General features: G+C 71.4%; 17 protein-coding genes. 9 read left to right on the top strand and 8 right to left on the bottom strand.

All coding sequences use genetic code 11. The features are described from left to right. Positions 1-51: 51 nt before the first annotated feature. Positions 52-1,269 (bottom strand): NADP-dependent isocitrate dehydrogenase, encoded by a 1,218-nt coding sequence (locus ACTMS9_RS10915; RefSeq protein WP_441164847.1) that lies wholly within the window; start codon positions 1,267-1,269, stop codon positions 52-54. 136 nt (positions 1,270-1,405) lie between these two features. Between ACTMS9_RS10915 and ACTMS9_RS10920 the strand changes: the two genes are divergently transcribed. Further along, a complete protein-coding gene (locus tag ACTMS9_RS10920) occupies positions 1,406-2,212 on the top strand; it encodes an MBL fold metallo-hydrolase (protein ID WP_441164848.1) in 807 nt (268 codons plus the stop codon). Between the two features lie 185 nt (positions 2,213-2,397). Here the strand turns inward: ACTMS9_RS10920 and ACTMS9_RS10925 are convergent, their stop codons facing one another. Further along, positions 2,398-3,348, bottom strand: a complete 951-nt coding sequence (locus ACTMS9_RS10925) for a malate dehydrogenase (RefSeq protein ID WP_154942076.1) — start codon at positions 3,346-3,348, stop codon at positions 2,398-2,400. A gap of 101 nt (positions 3,349-3,449) precedes the next feature. Next, on the bottom strand, positions 3,450-4,310 hold the full coding sequence (locus ACTMS9_RS10930) for a bifunctional methylenetetrahydrofolate dehydrogenase/methenyltetrahydrofolate cyclohydrolase (protein WP_441142400.1): 861 nt from the start codon (positions 4,308-4,310) through the stop codon (positions 3,450-3,452). A gap of 414 nt (positions 4,311-4,724) precedes the next feature. Here ACTMS9_RS10930 and ACTMS9_RS10935 point away from each other — a divergent pair, with 414 nt between their 5' ends. From ACTMS9_RS10935 to ACTMS9_RS10955, 5 genes are all read left to right on the top strand, one after another. After that, positions 4,725-6,329, top strand: a complete 1,605-nt coding sequence (locus tag ACTMS9_RS10935) for a peptide ABC transporter substrate-binding protein (protein ID WP_441142399.1) — start codon at positions 4,725-4,727, stop codon at positions 6,327-6,329. 79 nt (positions 6,330-6,408) lie between these two features. Next, a complete protein-coding gene (locus ACTMS9_RS10940) occupies positions 6,409-7,347 on the top strand; it encodes an ABC transporter permease (protein ID WP_154941917.1) in 939 nt (312 codons plus the stop codon). Continuing rightward, positions 7,340-8,296, top strand: a complete 957-nt coding sequence (locus ACTMS9_RS10945) for an ABC transporter permease (RefSeq protein ID WP_210779652.1) — start codon at positions 7,340-7,342, stop codon at positions 8,294-8,296. Before ACTMS9_RS10940 ends, ACTMS9_RS10945 begins: the two co-directional genes overlap by 8 nt. 7 nt (positions 8,297-8,303) lie before the next feature. Then, positions 8,304-9,341: an ABC transporter ATP-binding protein gene (locus ACTMS9_RS10950; protein ID WP_210779651.1), complete on the top strand. Its 1,038-nt coding sequence runs from the start codon at positions 8,304-8,306 to the stop codon at positions 9,339-9,341. Beyond that, a complete protein-coding gene (locus tag ACTMS9_RS10955; protein WP_441164849.1) occupies positions 9,325-10,356 on the top strand; it encodes an ABC transporter ATP-binding protein in 1,032 nt (343 codons plus the stop codon). Before ACTMS9_RS10950 ends, ACTMS9_RS10955 begins: the two co-directional genes overlap by 17 nt. 154 nt (positions 10,357-10,510) lie before the next feature. Here the strand turns inward: ACTMS9_RS10955 and purH are convergent, their stop codons facing one another. Continuing rightward, positions 10,511-12,082, bottom strand: a complete 1,572-nt coding sequence (gene purH / locus ACTMS9_RS10960; RefSeq protein WP_441142398.1) for a bifunctional phosphoribosylaminoimidazolecarboxamide formyltransferase/IMP cyclohydrolase — start codon at positions 12,080-12,082, stop codon at positions 10,511-10,513. Further along, on the bottom strand, positions 12,079-12,699 hold the full coding sequence (gene purN, locus ACTMS9_RS10965; protein ID WP_238451937.1) for a phosphoribosylglycinamide formyltransferase: 621 nt from the start codon (positions 12,697-12,699) through the stop codon (positions 12,079-12,081). Before purN ends, purH begins: the two co-directional genes overlap by 4 nt. 178 nt (positions 12,700-12,877) lie before the next feature. On the opposite strand from purN, the gene ACTMS9_RS10970 reads away from it, so the two are divergent. Then, positions 12,878-13,183, top strand: coding sequence for a CD225/dispanin family protein (locus ACTMS9_RS10970; protein ID WP_441142397.1), 306 nt, complete (start codon positions 12,878-12,880; stop codon positions 13,181-13,183). 26 nt (positions 13,184-13,209) lie between these two features. Next, positions 13,210-13,848: a DUF4190 domain-containing protein gene (locus ACTMS9_RS10975; protein ID WP_441142396.1), complete on the top strand. Its 639-nt coding sequence runs from the start codon at positions 13,210-13,212 to the stop codon at positions 13,846-13,848. Positions 13,849-14,076: 228 nt separating this feature from the next. Here ACTMS9_RS10975 and ACTMS9_RS10980 read toward each other — a convergent pair whose 3' ends face one another. Then, positions 14,077-15,495, bottom strand: a complete 1,419-nt coding sequence (locus ACTMS9_RS10980; protein WP_441164850.1) for a cell division protein PerM — start codon at positions 15,493-15,495, stop codon at positions 14,077-14,079. A gap of 156 nt (positions 15,496-15,651) precedes the next feature. Between ACTMS9_RS10980 and ACTMS9_RS10985 the strand changes: the two genes are divergently transcribed. Then, on the top strand, positions 15,652-15,915 hold the full coding sequence (locus ACTMS9_RS10985) for a DUF4190 domain-containing protein (RefSeq protein WP_154941910.1): 264 nt from the start codon (positions 15,652-15,654) through the stop codon (positions 15,913-15,915). Between the two features lie 78 nt (positions 15,916-15,993). Here ACTMS9_RS10985 and sucD read toward each other — a convergent pair whose 3' ends face one another. Both sucD and sucC read right to left on the bottom strand, forming a co-directional pair. After that, on the bottom strand, positions 15,994-16,881 hold the full coding sequence (gene sucD / locus ACTMS9_RS10990) for a succinate--CoA ligase subunit alpha (RefSeq protein WP_441142394.1): 888 nt from the start codon (positions 16,879-16,881) through the stop codon (positions 15,994-15,996). Positions 16,882-16,883: 2 nt separating this feature from the next. Beyond that, positions 16,884-18,062 (bottom strand): ADP-forming succinate--CoA ligase subunit beta, encoded by a 1,179-nt coding sequence (sucC, locus tag ACTMS9_RS10995; protein WP_210778428.1) that lies wholly within the window; start codon positions 18,060-18,062, stop codon positions 16,884-16,886. Positions 18,063-18,461: the final 399 nt, after the last annotated feature.

Raw genomic sequence — 18,461 nt, forward strand, 5'->3', positions numbered from 1 at the left:
CGGAGCCCGCCGGCGGAGGCCGGCGGGCTCGGTCGGTGACGCGTACGAGGATCAGGCGGAGAGCTTGCGCGCCAGGTTCTCGTCGAGCGCGTTCATGAACTCGTCGGTGGTCAGCCACGGGGCGTCCCGCGAGATGAGCAGCGAGAGGTCCTTGGTCATCTGGCCGCCCTCGACGGTGTCCACGATGACCTGCTCCAGGGTGTTGGCGAACTCGGTGACCGCCGGGGTGCCGTCCAGCTTGCCCCGGTGGGCCAGGCCCCGGGTCCAGGCGTAGATCGACGCGATCGGGTTGGTCGACGTCTTCTCGCCCTTCTGCCACTGCCGGTAGTGCCGGGTGACCGTGCCGTGCGCGGCCTCGGCCTCGACGGTACGGCCGTCCGGGGAGAGCAGGACCGAGGTCATCAGGCCGAGGGAGCCGAAGCCCTGCGCGACGGTGTCCGACTGCACGTCACCGTCGTAGTTCTTGCAGGCCCAGACGTAGCCGCCCTCCCACTTGAGCGCGGCGGCGACCATGTCGTCGATCAGCCGGTGCTCGTAGGTGATGCCGGCGGCCTCGAACTCGGCCTTGAACTCGTTCTCGAACACCTCGGCGAAGATGTCCTTGAACCGGCCGTCGTACGCCTTGAGGATGGTGTTCTTGGTGGACAGGTAGACCGGGTAGTTGCGGTCCAGGCCGTACCGGAACGAGGCCCGGGCGAAGTCCCGGATCGACTCGTCGAAGTTGTACATGCCCATGGCGATGCCGCCGCCGGGGAAGTTGGCGACCTCCATCTCCATCGGGGCGCCGCCGTCGGCCGGCGTGTAGGTGATGGTCACCGTGCCCGGGCCGGGAACGACGAAGTCGGTGGCCTTGTACTGGTCACCGTGGGCGTGCCGGCCGATGATGATCGGCTTGGTCCAGCCGGGGACGAGCCGCGGCACGTTGGACATGATGATCGGCTCGCGGAAGACGACGCCGCCGAGGATGTTGCGGATGGTGCCGTTCGGCGACCGCCACATCTTCTTCAGGCCGAACTCCTCCACCCGGGCCTCGTCCGGGGTGATGGTCGCGCACTTGACGCCGACGCCGTGCTCCTTGATGGCGTTGGCGGCGTCGACGGTGACCTGGTCGTTCGTCTCGTCGCGGTGCTGGATCGAGAGGTCGTAGTAGTGCAGGTCGACGTCGAGGTAGGGCAGGATCAGCTGCTCACGGATCTGCTTCCAGATGATCCGGGTCATCTCGTCGCCGTCGAGCTCCACGACCGGGTTGTTTACCTTGATCTTCGCCATCGACCGGCGCTCCTCTCGGGGGACACGTGCTCAAGCAGTACGAGCGTACTGGAAACGGGCCGGCACCCCCCAGCCGGCCTCGGGTCGGCCGGATAACCGGATGCCCGGCACGGGAGTTCACTGGCACCATCGCCCGATGCCACTGAGCCGCACCCTCGGGTCTATCACGGTCACCGCGCTCACCGACGGCGAGGGGGCGTTCTTCCAGCCCCGCACCGAGGCGTTCCCCGACGCCACCGCGGCGCACTGGCGCGAGGCGGACCGGCGCGACCCCACCTCGGTCACCGCGGACGGCCGCTGGTGGCTGCCGTTCCGCAGCTTCGCGGTGCGCGCCGGCGACGGGCCGGTCACGCTGGTCGACGCCGGCATCGGACCGGCCGGCTCGCCCGCCGCGAGCTGGGCCCCGGTGCCGGGGCGGCTCCCCGCCGAACTGGCCGCCGCCGGCATCGACCCCGCCGACGTGCGCACCGTCGTCCTCACCCACCTGCACAGCGACCACATCGGCTGGGCGGTCACCGGTACGCCCGGCCGCCCGTACTTCCCGCACGCCGACTACCTGGTGCAGCGGGCCGAGCTGGACGCGATGGAGACGATCAACCCGGGGCTGCCGGCCGGTCTGGTCGCGCCGTTGCGCGCCGCCGGCCAGCTCCGGGTGGTCGACGGCGACACCCCGCTCACCCCGGGGGTACGCCTGCTGAGCACGCCCGGGCACACCCCCGGCCACCAGTCGGTGCTCATCGACTCCGGCGACGAGCGCCTCCTGCTCACCGGCGACCTCCTGGTGCACGCCGTCCAACTAGTCGACCCCGACCTGGCCTACGCCCACGAGGAGGACCCGGCAACCGCCCGCACCTCCCGCGCCACCCTCCTCCACACCCTCGCCACGGCCGGCCGGACCCACCTGGCCACCCCCCACCTCGGCACCCCCTTCACCCCCCTCTAACCCCACCCCTCCCTGCCGCACCGGTGATCATGAAGTTATTGCCGCGACCCGCCGTCTGGAGCGACAACAACTTCATGATCGACGGATGGGGAGCGGGAGGTGGGGTGCGGTGGGGTGGGGATGGGGATGGGGAAGGGGGCACGCCGGTGGGTACCGGCGTGCCCCCTTCGGGTGGTGCTGGTGGATCACATGTTGGCGACGTCGGCCTGCTTGGCGCGGACGGCCTCGGCGGCCTCCTTCAGGCTGGCCAGCTCGTCGGCGTCCAGGTCGGTCTCGACGACCCGCTTGACGCCCTCGGCGCCGATCTCGGCCTCGACACCCAGGTAGACGCCGGCGATGCCGTACTCGCCGTCGACCCAGGCGCAGACCGGCATGACCTCGCCGGAGTCCTCCGCGACGGCCTTGGCCATCCGGGCGGCGGCGGCCGACGGGGCGTAGTACGCCGAGCCGGTCTTCAGCAGCGCCACCACCTCGGCGCCACCGTTGCGGGTCTTGACGACCAGCTCCTCGATCTGCTCGGCCGGCATCGCGTCGCGCAGCGGCTTGCCGTTCACCGTGCTCTTCGACGGCACCGGGACCATGGTGTCGCCGTGCGAGCCGAGGGTCAGGGTCTTGACCGACTTCACCGGCACCTGGAGGGCCTCGGCGACGAAGTTGGTGAACCGGGCGGTGTCGAGCATGCCGGCCTGGCCGAGCACCCGGTTCTTCGGGAACTGGGTGGCGAGCTGGGCCAGCGCGGTCATCTCGTCCAGCGGGTTGGAGACCACGATGACGACCGCGTTCGGGGCGTACTTGGCGACGTTCTCGGACACCTGGCGGACGATCTTGGCGTTCGTCTCCAGCAGGTCCATCCGGCTCATGCCCGGCTTGCGCGGGAGGCCGGCGGTGATGACGACGACGTCCGAGCCCTCGATGGCCTCGTAGCCCTCGCCGTTCGGGCCGGTGGTGACGCCGACGACCTTGGTCTCGAAGCCCTCGACCGCGCGGGACTGGTTGAGGTCCAGCGCGAGACCCGCCGGCTTGCCCTCCACGATGTCGGTGATCACGACGGTGTCGAAGACGTCGTACTCGGCCAGGCGCTGTGCGGTGGTGGAGCCGTAGAAGCCGGCCCCGACGACAGTGACCTTCTTACCCATGGTCGTCCCACTCCCTGCTACCAGTCGGTTTTCCGGACCGTATCAGCCATCCTGGCACCGATCAGGGCAGGGGCGGACAGTTATGACACCGATGGGCGTCCTCAGCCCCGCTCGGCCCGTTCCACCACGTTGGTGAGCAGCATGGCGCGGGTCATCGGCCCGACACCACCGGGCATCGGGACCACCTTGCCGGCCGCCTCGGCCACCTCCGGGTCCACGTCTCCGGTGTACCGGCCCTTGCCGTCCGCGCCGATCACCCGGGTGATGCCGACATCGACCACGGTCGCGCCCGGAGTGATCATGTCGGCGGTGAGCAGCCCGGGTACGCCCGCGGCGACGATCACGATGTCGACGGCGCGGGTGTGCGAGGCGAGGTCGAGGGTGCCGGTGTGGCACAGGGTCACGGTGGCGTTCTCGCTGCGCCGGGTGAGCAGCAGCCCCAGCGGGCGGCCGACGGTGTTGCCCCGGCCGACCACGGCGACCGTCGCGCCGCGCAGCGGTACGTCGTGCCGGCGGAGCAGCTCGACGATCCCGCGCGGGGTGCAGGGCAGCGGGGCGTCGTAGCCGAGCACCAGCCGGCCGAGGTTGACCGGGTGCAGGCCGTCGGCGTCCTTGTCCGGGTCGATCATCTCCAGCACGCGCTGGGTGTCCAGGTGGGCCGGGAGCGGCAGCTGGACGATGTAGCCGTGACAGGCCGGATCGGCGTTCAGCTCGGCGAGGACCGCGTCGACCTGCTGCTGGGTGGCGTCGGCGGGCAGCTCGCGGCGGATGGAGGCGATCCCGACCTCGGCGCAGTCCCGGTGCTTGCCGTTGACGTACGCCTGGGAGCCCGGGTCGGCCCCGACCAGGACGGTGCCGAGGCCCGGGGTGATGCCCCGCTCCGCGAGTGCCTTGACCCGCGTCCGCAACTCGTCCTTGATCTCCGCCGCGGTCGCCTTGCCGTCCAGGATCGTCGCCGTCACGTCCAGATCGTCTCACGGCGACAGCCGCAGGTTGGGACGACGACCAACCGTGACTTTCCGTTAGGTGGCTCTAATCACCCAGAGTGACCATGTGTGGAGTCGACCACAGCTCGGGACGGACAGCCGATCAGGAAACCGCACAGAGCGGACGGCGGGCCGGCAACCACGCAGGGCGGCCCGGAGCGCGCCCCCGGGCGCGGGGCGCCGGCCTCGAAACCGACATTGAACAGCAGCTTCACCGCACCGCTCATAGCAGAGGGGTGGAAGGGCGACAAGACGAGGGCGGGCTTTCCGTTACTGGTTCGCAACGCTCTCGTTGCCGAACAGCCAGCCGCGACCTACCGTTGCCCAACGTTGCGCAGCGTTACCCAGCACCGGGCCAGACTGCGCAGCGTGAGGAGATGAGGAGACTCAATGCGAGTTCGTAGGCTTGCCGCCTGGACCGCTCTCCCGCTCGCGGTGACGCTTGGCCTGGTGGCCTGCGGCTCGGGCGGCGACGGCGGATCAGGGCAGAGCGACCCCAACGCGGCCGTGCGGATCGAGATCGCCGAGCCGCAGCACCTGGTGCCCACCAACACCAACGAGACCAGTGGTTCGCAGGTGCTCGCCGCCCTGTTCAGCCCGCTGGTCGACTACGACGAGGCCAACAAGCCGTACGAGGTGGCGGCCGAGTCGGTGACGTCGTCGGACAACAAGGTCTGGACGATCAAGCTGAAGGACGGCTACACCTTCCACAACGGCGAGAAGGTCACGGCCGAGAACTACATCGACGCCTGGAACTACGGCGCTTACGCCCCCAACGGCCAGAACTCGAGCTATTTCTTCGAGAAGGTCGCCGGCTACGCGGACCTGCAGGGCGAGAAGCCGGCCGCGAAGACACTGTCCGGGCTGAAGAAGGTCGACGACCTCACCTTCACCGTGACGTTGGCCGAGCCGTACAGCGAGTTCAAGACGATGCTCGGCTACACGGCCTTCTACCCGCTGCCGAAGGCGGCCTTCTCCGCCCCGGGCGTGCTGGCCGAGGGCTACGAGCAGGCGCCGGTCGGTCAGGGCCCGTTCAAGATCAAGGGCACCTGGCAGCACGACGCCAAGGTCGAGGTCGAGAAGTACGACGCCTTCCCCGGCCAGCAGCCGAAGGTGGCCGGCGTCGAGTTCCGGATCTACCAGCAGCCGACCGCGGCCTACGCGGACGTGCTGTCGGACAACCTGGACGTCATCAAGACCCTCCCGACCGAGAGCCTGTCGACGGCCGCCACCGACCTCGGTGACCGGTTCCAGCAGAGCCCGGCCTCGTCGCTGCAGGTGCTGGCGTTCCCGACGTTCCAGAAGGAATTCAGCAAGCCGGAGGTCCGCAAGGCGATCTCCATGGCGATCGACCGGGACGAGATCACCAAGTCGATCTTCAAGGACTCGCAGCAGCCGGCCCGTTCCTTCGTCTCGCCGGTCGTGGCCGGCTACCGGGAGAACACCATCGGCGCGGCGGGCGAGTTCGACCCGGCCAAGGCCAAGGCGATGTACCAAGCCGCGGGTGGCCCGTCCAAGATCGAGCTGTCGTACAACGGTGACGGCGGCCACAAGGACTGGATCGACGCGACCTGCAACCAGCTCAAGGCCAACCTGGGCGTGGAGTGCGTCGGCACCGCCGAGCCCAAGTTCGCGGACCTGCTGACCAAGCTCAAGGCGAAGCAGCCGGTCGGCCTGTTCCGGATGGGCTGGGTCATGGACTACCCGTCCATGGAGAACTACCTGGGCCCGCTGTACAGCACCAACGGTTCCTCGAACTACTACGGCTACAGCAACCCCGAGTTCGACAAGCTGCTGGCCGAGGGCGCCAAGGCGCCGAGCGAGGAAGAGGCGATCAAGAAGTACCAGGCGGCGGAGGACCTCCTGGCCGAGGACCTGCCGGTGATTCCGCTGCGGTACGGCCAGAACAACTTCGGGCACTCGACCAAGGTCAAGAACGTGGAGATGGATCTCTTCGACCGGGTCGACCTGCTGAAGATCGAGGCCGTCAAGTAAGAGCGCTGGTCGGGTCGGGCCACCGCGAGGTGGTCCGACCCACCACGCCCTTCGCCCCTTTTCAGAGAGACTTCACAGTATGTTCCGCTTTATTCTGCGGCGACTGCTCCAGATGGTCCTCGCCTTCTTCGGGACCACGCTGATCGTCTACGCACTGATGTTCGCCGGTCAGGGCGACCCGATCCAGGCGCTCGCCGGCGAGCGCCCGGTCACCGCCGCCCAGCGGGCATACCTGACAGAGAAGTTCCACCTCGACCAGACCGGGGTCGGCGGCTTCTTCTACCGCTACTTCGACTACATCAAGAACCTGCTCCAGGGTGACCTCGGGCAGTCGCTGACCGGCCGCCAGATCGGCGACATCCTCGCCGCCGCCTGGCCGGTGACGGTCAAGCTGGCGCTCATCGCGATGGCCGTGACGATCCTGTTCGGCGTCACCGCGGGCGTGCTCGCCGGCATCCGCCGGGCCAGCATCTTCGACAACTCGACGCTGGTGCTGACCCTGCTGGTGCTCGGCATCCCGACCATCGTGCTGGCCCCGCTGGCGCAGTACCTCCTCGGCGTCAAGTGGCAGCTCTTCCCGCCCACCGCCGGCGCCGAGCCCGACCTGTACGCGCTGCTGCTCCCCGGCATCGTGCTCGGCTCGCTCTCGCTGGCCACCGCGCTGCGGCTGACCCGGACCTCGGTGGCGGAGAACCTGCGCGCCGACTACGTCCGGACGGCCCGCTCGAAGGGCCTGGTCAAGCGGCGGATCGTCAGCGTGCATGTGCTGCGCAACTCGCTCATCCCGGTGGTCACCTTCCTCGGCGTCGAGCTGGGCAACCTGATGAGCGGCGCGATCATCACCGAGGGCGTGTTCAACATCCCCGGCGTCGGCTTCAACCTGTTCCGCGGCATCCGCACCGAGGACGGGCCGCTGGTGGTGGGCATCGTCAGCGTGCTCGTCGTGGTCTACCTCCTGTCCAACCTGGTGGTGGACGTCCTGTACGCCGTACTCGACCCGAGGATCCGCTATGAGTGACTTCGAGACCGTGGCGGCCACGGAGAACCAGGCCGCGCGGCGGGGCGTGTCCGGCGAGCCCGGAGCGCCCAACCAGATCGGCGCGCCGCAGAAGGCCCGCAGCCTGGCCGGTGACGCCTGGCGCGACCTGCGCCGCAATCCGATCTTCTGGATCAGCCTCACCCTGGTCGTGGTGGTCGCCGCGATGGCCGCCGTACCCTCGCTCTTCACCGCCAACGACCCGCGCGACTGCCTGCTCTCCCGGCAGCACGACGGGGCGTCCGGCGGGGCCATCTTCGGGTACGACTTCCAGGGCTGCGACACGTACGCCCGGGCGGTCTACGGCGCCCGCGCCTCGCTGCTGGTCGGCGCGCTCTCCGCGCTGATCACCGGCATCATCGCGCTGGTCATCGGCATGCTGGCCGGTTACTTCGGCCGCTGGGTCGACGCGGTGCTCTCCCGCGTGATCGACATCGTGCTCGGCATCCCGCTGCTGCTCGCCGCGATCGTGCTGCTCAAGCGGGTGAGCACCAGCAGCGACAACGTCCGGCTGTTCGCGGTGATCTTCGTGCTGGCGGTGCTCGGCTGGACCACCGCGGCCCGGGTGGTCCGCTCCTCGGTGATCACCGCCAAGGAGCAGGACTACGTGGCGGCGGCCCGGATGCTCGGCGCCGGCAACGGCCGGATCATGTGGCGGCACATCCTGCCGAACGCGCTCGCCCCGGCGATCGTGGTGCTCACCATCGCGCTCGGCTCGTTCATCGCCGCCGAGGCGACGCTGAGCTTCCTCGGCATCGGTCTCAAGGCCCCGACCATCTCGTGGGGCATCGACATCGACGCCGGCCGGGTGCACATGCGCGAGTCGGCGACGCCGCTGGTCGTCCCGTCCGCCTTCCTCGCGCTGACCGTCCTCGCCTTCATCATGCTGGGCGACGCCATCCGCGACGCCTTCGACCCGAAGCTCCGGTGAGAACCTCATGACCCAGTCCGCTGTCCACCCGACGCCGGCCTCCCCCACGCCCGAGGGCGGCCACCTGCTCGACATCCGGGACCTGCACGTCGAGTTCCGGACGAGCGAGGGCGTCGCCAAGGTGATCAACGGCGTCTCCTACCACCTGGACGCCGGCGAGACCCTCGCGGTGCTCGGCGAGTCCGGCTCCGGCAAGTCGGTCACCGCCCAGGCGATCATGGGCATCCTCGACACGCCGCCGGCGGTGATCCGCTCCGGTCAGATCCTCTACCAGGGTCGGGACCTGCTGAAGCAGTCGGAGGAGCAGCGCCGCCAGGTGCGGGGCAAGGAGATCGCGATGATCTTCCAGGACGCCCTCTCCGCGCTGAACCCGGTCTTCGGAGTCGGCTGGCAGATCGGCGAGACGCTGCGCCAGCGCGAGGGGATGTCCAAGGCGGACGCCCGCCGGCGCGCGGTCGAGCTGATGGACCTGGTCCGGATCCCGGCCGCGGCGAAGCGCCTGGGCGACTACCCGCACCAGTTCTCCGGCGGCATGCGGCAGCGCGTCATGATCGCGATGGCGCTGGCGATGAACCCGAAGGTGCTGATCGCCGACGAGCCCACCACCGCGCTGGACGTCACCGTGCAGGCCCAGATCATGGACCTGCTGGCCGACCTGCGCCGGGACCTCAACATGGCGATGATCCTGATCACCCACGACCTCGGCGTGGTCGCCGGTGTCGCGGACCGGATCGCGGTCATGTACGCCGGTCGGATCGTCGAGCACGCCGACGTCCGGTCGCTGTACCGGTCGCCCGCCCACCCGTACACCAAGGGCCTGCTGGAGTCGATCCCGCGCATGGACGTGCGCGGCCAGGAGTTGTCGACGATCAAGGGGCTGCCGCCGAACCTGATGCGGATCCCCTCCGGCTGCCCGTTCCACCCCCGGTGCCCGTACGTGCAGCAGGTCTGCGTGGACGTGGTGCCACACGACCTGGTCCTCGGCGACGGCCGGACCAGCGCGTGCCACTTCGCGCAGGAGGTCCGAGATGACAGCGCCCGCTAGCCCGACCAAGGTCCGCGGCGAGACCATCCTCTCCGTCGACAACCTGGTCAAGCACTTCCCGATCACCCAGGGCGTGCTGTTCCAGAAGCAGACCGGCGCGGTCCGGGCCGTCGACGGGGTGAGCTTCGAGCTGCGCCGGGGCGAGACCCTGGGCATCGTGGGCGAGTCCGGCTGCGGCAAGTCCACGCTGGCCCGACTGCTGATGCGGCTGGAGACGCCCACGTCCGGCGGGGCCACCCTGGAGGGGAAGGATCTGTTCAAGGCCTCCGGGGCCGAGCTGCGCCGGCTGCGGCGGAACATGCAGATGGTGATGCAGGACCCGTACACCTCGCTCAACCCGCGGATGACGGTCGGCGACATCATCGGCGAGCCGTTCGACATCCACCCGGAGGCGGCGCCGAAGGGCAGCAAGCAGCGGCGGGTGCAGGAGCTGCTGGACGTGGTCGGGCTCAACCCGGAGCACGTCAACCGCTACCCGCACCAGTTCTCCGGCGGCCAGCGCCAGCGCATCGGCATCGCCCGGGCGCTCGCCCTGCGGCCCGAGGTGATCGTCTGCGACGAGCCGGTCTCCGCGCTGGACGTCTCGATCCAGGCGCAGGTGATCAACCTGCTGGAGCAGCTCCAGGACGAGTTCGGGCTCTCGTACATCTTCATCGCGCACGACCTGTCGGTGGTCCGGCACATCTCGGACCGGGTCGCGGTGATGTACCTCGGCAAGATCGTGGAGATCGGCACCGAGGACGAGATCTACGAGCGGGCCACCCACCCGTACACCCAGGCGCTGCTCTCGGCGGTGCCGGTGCCGGACCCGGACGTCCGCAACGACCGGACCATCATCCGGCTCACCGGTGACGTGCCGAGCCCGGCCGATCCGCCGTCCGGCTGCCGCTTCCGTACCCGCTGCTGGAAGGCCCAGGAGGTCTGCGCCCGCGAGGAACCCCTGTCGGTCTCCCGCGCCGCCGACCCCCACCCGTCCGCCTGCCACTTCGCCGAAGTCCGCCCGTCCCTCCCCTGACCCACCCACGGTTCCCGCCGTCGATCATGAAGTTGTTGTCTCGACACGCCGCGGTACCGGACAACAACGTCATGATCGACAGGTTCAGGGCGGGGGCGGCGTCCGCCCCGCGGCGGACCGCCGGGGGCCGCGTGGCCCCCGGCGGTGTCGTCGGTCAGTGGAAGAAGTGCCGCGTGCCGGTGAGGTACATGGTCACGCCGGCCTCCTTGCACGCGGCGATGACCTCCTCGTCGCGGATGGAGCCGCCGGGCTGCACGATCGCGCGTACCCCCGCCTCGATGAGGATCTTCGGGCCGTCGGCGAACGGGAAGAACGCGTCCGAGGCGCAGACCGCGTCGCGGGCCCGCTCGGCGCCGGCCCGGTCGACCGCCAGCCGCGCCGAGTCCACCCGGTTGACCTGCCCCATGCCGACCCCGACGGTGGCGCCGTCCTTGGCCAGCAGGATCGCGTTGCTCTTCACCGCGCGGACCGCCCGCCAGGCGAAGGCCAGGTCCCGCAGGGTGGCCTCGTCGGCCGGGTCGCCGGTGGCCAGCCGCCAGTTCGCCGGATCGTCGCCCTCGGCGTCGACCTTGTCCCGCAGCTGCACCAGGACACCGCCGGTGACCTGCCGCCACTCCGCCGGCAGCGGGTCGAAGGCCGGGGCGTGCAGCAGCCGGATGTTCTTCTTGGCCTGCAGGATCTCCGCCGCGCCCTCGTCGTACCCGGGGGCGACCACGACCTCGGTGAAGATCTCGGCCACCTGCCGGGCCATCTCCACGCTGACCGGCCGGTTGACGGCGATCACCCCGCCGTACGCCGACACCGGGTCACAGGCGTGCGCCCGGCGGTGCGCCTCGGCCACGTCCGCGCCGACCGCGATGCCGCACGGGTTGGCGTGCTTGATGATCGCCACCGCCGGCTGGTCGGTGAAGTCGTTCGCGGCCCGCCAGGCCGCGTCGGCGTCGACGTAGTTGTTGTAGGACATCTCCTTGCCGTGCAGCTGCTCGGCCTGGGCCAGGCCGGCGGGGCTGGACGGGTCGGCGTAGACGGCCGCCGCCTGGTGCGGGTTCTCCCCGTAGCGCAGCACCGCCCGGCGGCGCAGGCTCAGCCCGGCGAACTGCGGCCACCCGTCGGCGGCCGGAGCCAGCGTGGTGGCGAACCACTCGGCCACGGCGACGTCGTAGTCGGCGATGTCGGCGAAGGCGCGGGCGGCGAGCGCCCGACGCTGCGCCAGCGTGAAGCCACCGTCGGCGAGGGCGGCCACCAGGGCCGGGTACGCCGCCGGGTCGGTCACCACCGCGACCGACGCGTGGTTCTTGGCGGCGGCCCGGACCATCGCCGGCCCGCCGATGTCGATCTGCTCCACGCACTCGTCCTGGCTCGCGCCGGAGGCGACCGTGGCCTGGAACGGGTAGAGGTTGGAGACCAGCAGGTCGATCCCGGCGATGCCGTGCTCGTCGAGCTGGGCGGCGTGGGTGTCCTTGCGCAGGTCGGCCAGGAGACCCCCGTGGATCTTCGGGTGCAGGGTCTTCACCCGGCCGTCGAGGATCTCCGGAAAGCCGGTCACCTGCTCGACCGGGGTCACCGGCACCCCCGCGCCCGAGATGGTGGACGCGGTGCTGCCGGTCGAGACGATCTCCACCCCGGCGTCGTGCAGGGCCCGGGCCAGCTCGACCAGGCCGCTCTTGTCGTAGACGCTGACCAGTGCCCGCCTGATCGGGCGACGCTCGTCCTGAGTGGAACTCACGGGACCGTGACCTTTCTTCCGGTGATCGTCCAACCTTCGCGGACCAGCCGACCGACCTGCTCGACGAGCTGGCGCCGCTCGGCCTCCTTGATGCGCTCGGTGAGCGTCTCCACGTCGTCGTCGTCGCGTACCGGCACGGCGACCTGCGCGACGATCGGGCCGGTGTCCATCCCGGCGTCGACGAAGAAGAGCGTGGCCCCGGTGACCTTGACGCCGTAGGCGAGCGCGTCCCGGGGGCCGTGGATGCCGGGGAACGCCGGCAGCAGGGTGTTGTGCGTGTTCAGGTAGCGGTCACCGAAGGCGGCCAGGAAGTGCGGCCCGACCAGCTTCAGGAAGCCGGCCGAGATCACCAGGTCGGGTCGGTGCTCGGCGACGTGCGCGGTGAGCGCGAGGTCCCAGTCCTCCCGCGACGGGTGGTCCTTGACCCGGTCGACGAAGGTCGGCACCCCGGCGGCGGCGGCCCGGTCCAGGCCGGCGATCCCGTCGCGGTCGGCGCCGACGGCCACCACCCGGGCCCCGTACGCGGGGTCGGCGGTGGCGTCGAGCAGCGCCTGGAGGTTGCTGCCGGAGCCGGAGACGAGGACGACGAGGCGGGCGACGGACGCGGGCTCGGTCACGCGGCCACCCTATCGGGCAGGTCAGGACTCCCAACGATCGGGCAGCGGCGATTCGGGTGATCACGCGAGTGGCACGTACGCGATACGCTGCCCGTCGCTCGGTGGCTGCCGTCCGGCCCGCCGCCGCACCCTTCACACAAGATCAGGCACGGACAGTGCCGACGGAGCGAGGAGCACCATGCAGCCCGGTTACCCCAACCCCGCGCAGCAGCCGCCGATCAACAACAACATGACGATGTCCATCGTGGCCATCTTCTTCTTCTGGCCGCTGGCCATCCCGGCCATCATCAACGCCTCCAAGGTCAACCCACTGCTCCAGCAGGGTGACTACGCGGGCGCCCAGGCGGCGGCGAACGAGTCGAAGAAGTGGTCGAAGTGGGCCATCATCATCGGCGCCGTCTGGCTCGTGATCGTCCTGCTGTGCTGCCTCGCCGGTGGTCTGGCCGGGATCATGGGCTCCGACACCAGCGCCAGCAGCTACTGACGATCATCGACTGAGGAGCATCCGCCATGCAGCCCGGACCCCCCGGTCAGGACCCGTACGGCCAGCAGCCCCCGCACGACCCGTACGGCCAGCCCGCCTCCGGGCAGCCCTACGGGCAGCCGTACGGGCAGCCGCAGGACCCGTACGCACCGCCCCCGCAGGCGCCGTACGGGCAGCAGCCGCACGATCCGTACGCCCCGCCGCCGCAGGCCCCGTACGGCCAGCAGCCCACCTCGGGCCAGCCGTACGGGCAGCCGGTCTCCGGTGACCCCTACGGCCAGCCCACCTCGGGCCAGCCCTACGGGGCGCCGGGCCAGCCGTACGGGCAGCAGCCCTACCAGGATCCGTACGGCCAGCAGCCCTACGGCATGCCGGCGTACCCGAACGCGGGCTACCCGCAGCCCCAGGGCCAGCAGAACACGCTGGGCCTGGTGTCGATGATCCTGGGCATCGTCTCCATCCCGATGGTCTGCTGCTACCTCGGCATCCCGCTGGGCATCGCCGCGGTGGTCACCGGGTGGCTGGGCCGGCAGAAGGCGGCCCAGGGGCTGGCCAGCAACGGCGGTCAGGCCCTCGCGGGTCTGATCTGCGGCGGAATCGGTCTGGCGCTCGGGCTGCTGCAGATCGTGGCGCTCGCCGCCAACATCTCCTTGCCGAACTCCTGAGCCGACACCCGGAAGGGGCGTCCCGGATCTCCGGGGCGCCCCTTCCGTCGTCCCGGCCCCGCGCGCGCCGGTCGTTGTGGGGACACGTCGCACGCGGCAGCAGCCGGGTGAGCGGCCCAAGCGCGGGTGAGCGGCCCGGGCGTGGGTCAGCGGGTCAGGCGCGGGAGGCCGGGCGGGTCGGGTGTGGCCGCGCGGCCAGCAGCCGGGTGAGCGGGCCGGGTCGGCGGGTCAGGCGCGGGGTGCCGGGCGGGCGAGCACCCGGGCGGCGGCGGCCCCGAGCAGCGCGCCGACCGTGACCACCGCGGTGGAGACGGCGGCCACCTGCCAGGGAACCGGGCCGATCTCGGCCAGCCGGCCACCGCCGAGCGGGCCGCCGGAGGCCGCGGCGGCGAGGCCGGCGAGCAGGCCGACCACCGGGCCGGCGAGCGCCGCCGGGCCGAGCAGGGCAGCCCAGTCCGGCACCGCGCGCTCGTCCGCGTCGCGGAGCAGCCGCCGGGCGAGCAGCCAGCCCGCGGCCATCCCGGCCAGCACCGGCACCGCGAGCAGCGCCGCCCCGAACCCGTCGACCGGGCCGCTGGGCAGCCCGGCGAGCAGGGGTACGGCCGGCAGCGCGCCCACCGAGACCTCGCTGGTGCGTACCGCCGTGCCGGCGCCGACGGCGAAGCCGGGCCCGAGCAGGTACGCGGTCGACCAGATCGTGGCGTTCGGCGCGTAGGCGAGGCTGACCAGGGTGATGCCGGCCTGCCCGGCCACCCCGGTCCGGTACGCGCTGATCATGTCGGCGGCGTCGCCCCCGCCGGTCGCCACCGCCAACCCGGCCGCGCCGGCCCCCGCGCCGAGCAGCAGCAGCCCGGCGACCAACCCGGTGCGCACCCCGTCGCGCAGCGCCGCCGGCGCGCGCTCGGCGAGCAGGCCGGCCACGCCGGTGGTGCGCAGTGCCCCGACCAGCGCGGCGAGCGCGCCGAAGACCGCGTGGGTGACGCCGGCGCGGACCGGGGAGACCCGCAGGTCGTCGGTGCTCACCAGCACCGCGGCGAGGGCGCCGAACAGCCCGTACCCGAGGCCGACCGCGACCGCGGCGGTGAGTGCCTGGCGGGGCGAACGCCCGCCCCGCGCGCCCATCGCCCGGCTGGTGTGCACGCCGGCCCGGGTCAGCCGCCAGAACGCGAGCCCGGAGAGCAGCAGCGGGACCAGGCCGAGCGGGCCGGCGGTGGTCTGCAGCGGCACCCCGTGGCCGAGCAGCCAGCCGGACAGCCCGGCGCGCAGCGCACCAGCGACGGAGCCGGCGTCCTCGCTGATCTGGGCCAGCGCCAGCACCAGGGCGACCGGCAGGTACGACGTGAGCGCCGCCCAGCCTGCGGCGACCCCGGCGGCGACGACGAGCGGCGCCCGCCCCCGGCCCGACTCCGGCCGGCGGGGCGCGGGCACCCGGCCACCCGACGCGGGCCGGCCCCCGGGCCGGTCGTGCTCCCGGCGGGCGTCCTCCCGGCGGGCGTCCTCCCGGCGGGCGTCCTTCCGGCGGGCGTCGTCGGTCCGGCGGCCGTCGTCGGTCCGGCGGGTGCCGGCCGGGCGGGCATCGTCCCGGCGGGCGTCGGCGCGGACGCCGGCGGCGGGACGGCGAGGCTGATCAGGGGTGACCGGGGACATCGGGTCTACTCTGGCACGCCGCGCGGGCGGCGGCTGCCCGGCGGCCCCACCTGGCCCCGGCGAGTTCCGTGATCCACCGGTTTCCGGGCCGGAATCCGGTCTAGCCTCGGCGCAGGACGCGACTGCAGTCGCGGCATGAAGCGCTGGGAGGAAGCCGTGAACGCTCCGTACCCGCCGCCCCCACCGCCGCCGGCGGCCGGCAAGGACCGCACCACGCTGTGGGGCGTGCTCGGCATCGTCCTGGGCCTGATCTGCTGCGGCATCCTCGGCATCGTCTTCGGTTACCTGTCGATCCGCGACGCGAAGCGCTACGGCCAGTCCCCGGTGCTCGGCTACCTGGCGATCGCCTTCGGCGTGCTCAACATCATCGGTACCGCGATCTGGCGGGCCAGCGGGACGTACCCGCTCTGGGACGACTGAGGGGGCCGACCGTCGCCGGCCGACCCCCTCGGTGTCTCACCCGTCCGCCCAGCGGCGGACGGTGCTGCTGACGGCCGCTCAGCGGCCGGCCATGATCTCCCGCATCAGCTTGGCGGTCTCGGTCGGCGTCTTGCCGACCTTGACGCCGACGGCCTCCAGGGCCGCCTGCTTCGCCTCGGCCGTGCCCGCCGAGCCGGAGATGATCGCGCCGGCGTGCCCCATGGTCTTGCCGGGGGGCGCGGTGAAGCCGGCGATGTAGCCGACCACCGGCTTGGTGACGTTGGCCTTGATGAACTCGGCGGCCCGCTCCTCGGCGTCGCCGCCGATCTCACCGATCATCACGATGGCGTCGGTCTCCGGGTCGGCCTCGAACGCGGCGAGGGCGTCGATGTGGGTGGTCCCGATGATCGGGTCACCGCCGATGCCGACGCAGGTGGAGAAGCCGATGTCGCGCAGCTCGTACATCATCTGGTAGGTCAGCGTGCCGCTCTTGCTGACCAGGCCGATCCGGCCGGAGCCGGTGATGTCGGCCGGGATGATGCCGGCGTTGGAGGCGCCCGGCGAGGCGATGCCGGGGCAGTTCGGCCCGATGATCCGGGTCCGCTCGCCCCTGCTCACGTTGTACGCCCAGAAGGCGGCGGTGTCGTGCACCGGGACGCCCTCGGTGATCACCACGGCCAGCGGGATCTCGGCGTCGATCGCCTCGACCACGGCGCCCTTGGTGAACTGCGGCGGCACGAAGATGACCGTGACGTCGGCCCCGGTCTCCTTCATCGCGTCCGCGACGGAGGCGAAGACCGGCAGCTCGGTGCCGTCGAAGTCGACCGTCTGGCCCGCCTTGCGCGGGTTGACGCCGCCGACCACGTTGGTGCCCGCGGCGAGCATCCGCCGGGTGTGCTTGGAACCCTCGGAACCGGTCATCCCCTGGACGATGACCTTCGAGTCCTTGGTCAGCCAGATAGCCATCGTCAGACCCCCGCAGCTGCCAGCTCGGCGGCCCGCTCGGCCGCGCCGTCCATGGTGTCGACCCGCTGGATCAGCGGGTTGTTCGCGCCGTCGAGGATCGCCCGACCGGCCTCCGCGTTGTTGCCGTCGAGACGGACGACGAGCGGCTTGGTGGCCTTCTCGCCCCGCTGCTCCAGCAGGGCCAGCGCCTGCACGATGCCGTTGGCGACCGCGTCGCAGGCGGTGATGCCGCCGAAGACGTTGACGAAGACGCTCTTCACCGACGGGTCGGAGAGCACGATCTCCAGGCCGTTGGCCATCACCTCGGCGCTCGCGCCACCGCCGATGTCGAGGAAGTTCGCCGGCTTGACGTTGCCGTGCCGCTCGCCCGCGTAGGCGACCACGTCGAGCGTGGACATGACCAGGCCCGCGCCGTTGCCGATGATGCCGACCTCGCCGTCGAGCTTGACGTAGTTGAGGTCCTTCTCCTTGGCGGCCTGCTCCAGCGGGTCCACCGCGGCCTGGTCGACCAGGGCCTCGTGGTCCGGGTGCCGGAACCCGGCGTTCTCGTCGAGGGTGATCTTGGCGTCGAGCAGCAGCAGCTTGCCCTCGCCCGTCTTGGCCAGCGGGTTCACCTCGACCAGCGTGGCGTCCTCGGCGACGAAGGCCTTCCACAGGCCCACCGCGACCTCGACGACCTGGTCGGCGACCTCGGCCGGGAAGCCGGCGGCGTCGACGATCTCGCGGGCCTTCGCCTCGTCCACGCCCTTGACGGCGTCGATCGGGGCCTTGACCACCTTGTCGGGGGTCTCGGCGGCGACCTGCTCGATGTCCATGCCGCCGGCGACGCTGGCGATGCAGAGGAAGGTGCGGTTCGCCCGGTCGAGCAGGTACGAGAAGTAGTACTCCTCGGCCACGTCCGCGGTCACGGTGATCATGACCTTGTGGACGGTGTGACCCTTGATGTCCATGCCGAGGATGTCGGTGGCGCGGGCCACCGTCTCCTCCGCGCCCTCGGCCAGCTTGACGCCGCCGGCCTTGCCTCGGCCGCCGACCTTCACCTGCGCCTTGACGACCACCCGACCGCCGAGGCGTTCGGCGATCGCGCGGGCCTCCTCCGGGGTAGTGGCGACGCCGCCGGCGAGCACGGGCAACCCGTGCCGCTCGAACAGGTCCCGCCCCTGGTACTCGTACAGGTCCACGATTGCGCGTCCCGTCCCGTCTCCGCGGCGCGCCGTCGCGCCGCCACCAGCGTTGTGGAAACTCCGTTGACGCCCGTCATCAGTTGAAACGGGCCATCGGCCGCAGCCTAGCGAGATGAGCACCAGCGGCAACCGAGCGGGTGCGCGGTGTGCGGTAATGCACAGCGCGCCGCCCGCGACTCGCCGGTGCGCGGGCCCGGCCGGCAACCGCCGCGAAGGATGTCGCCGACGACGCGTAACCCCCTGGTGGGGGCATCGTTGAGTCTGATGTCGGAGCGCTGATTCAGCGCGAGGACGGGAACGGCCGATGCCCTGTCGGTCGAGGGGTGGCGGCGGGGCATCGTGCATAGAAGGGCCGGGCGTGTGAGGGGTGCGTCCGGCCCTTCCCCCGTGCCCGGA

The sequence above is a fragment of the Micromonospora sp. L31 genome (assembly GCF_052068075.1).
Classification (GTDB): Bacteria; Actinomycetota; Actinomycetes; order Mycobacteriales; family Micromonosporaceae; genus Micromonospora; species Micromonospora purpureochromogenes.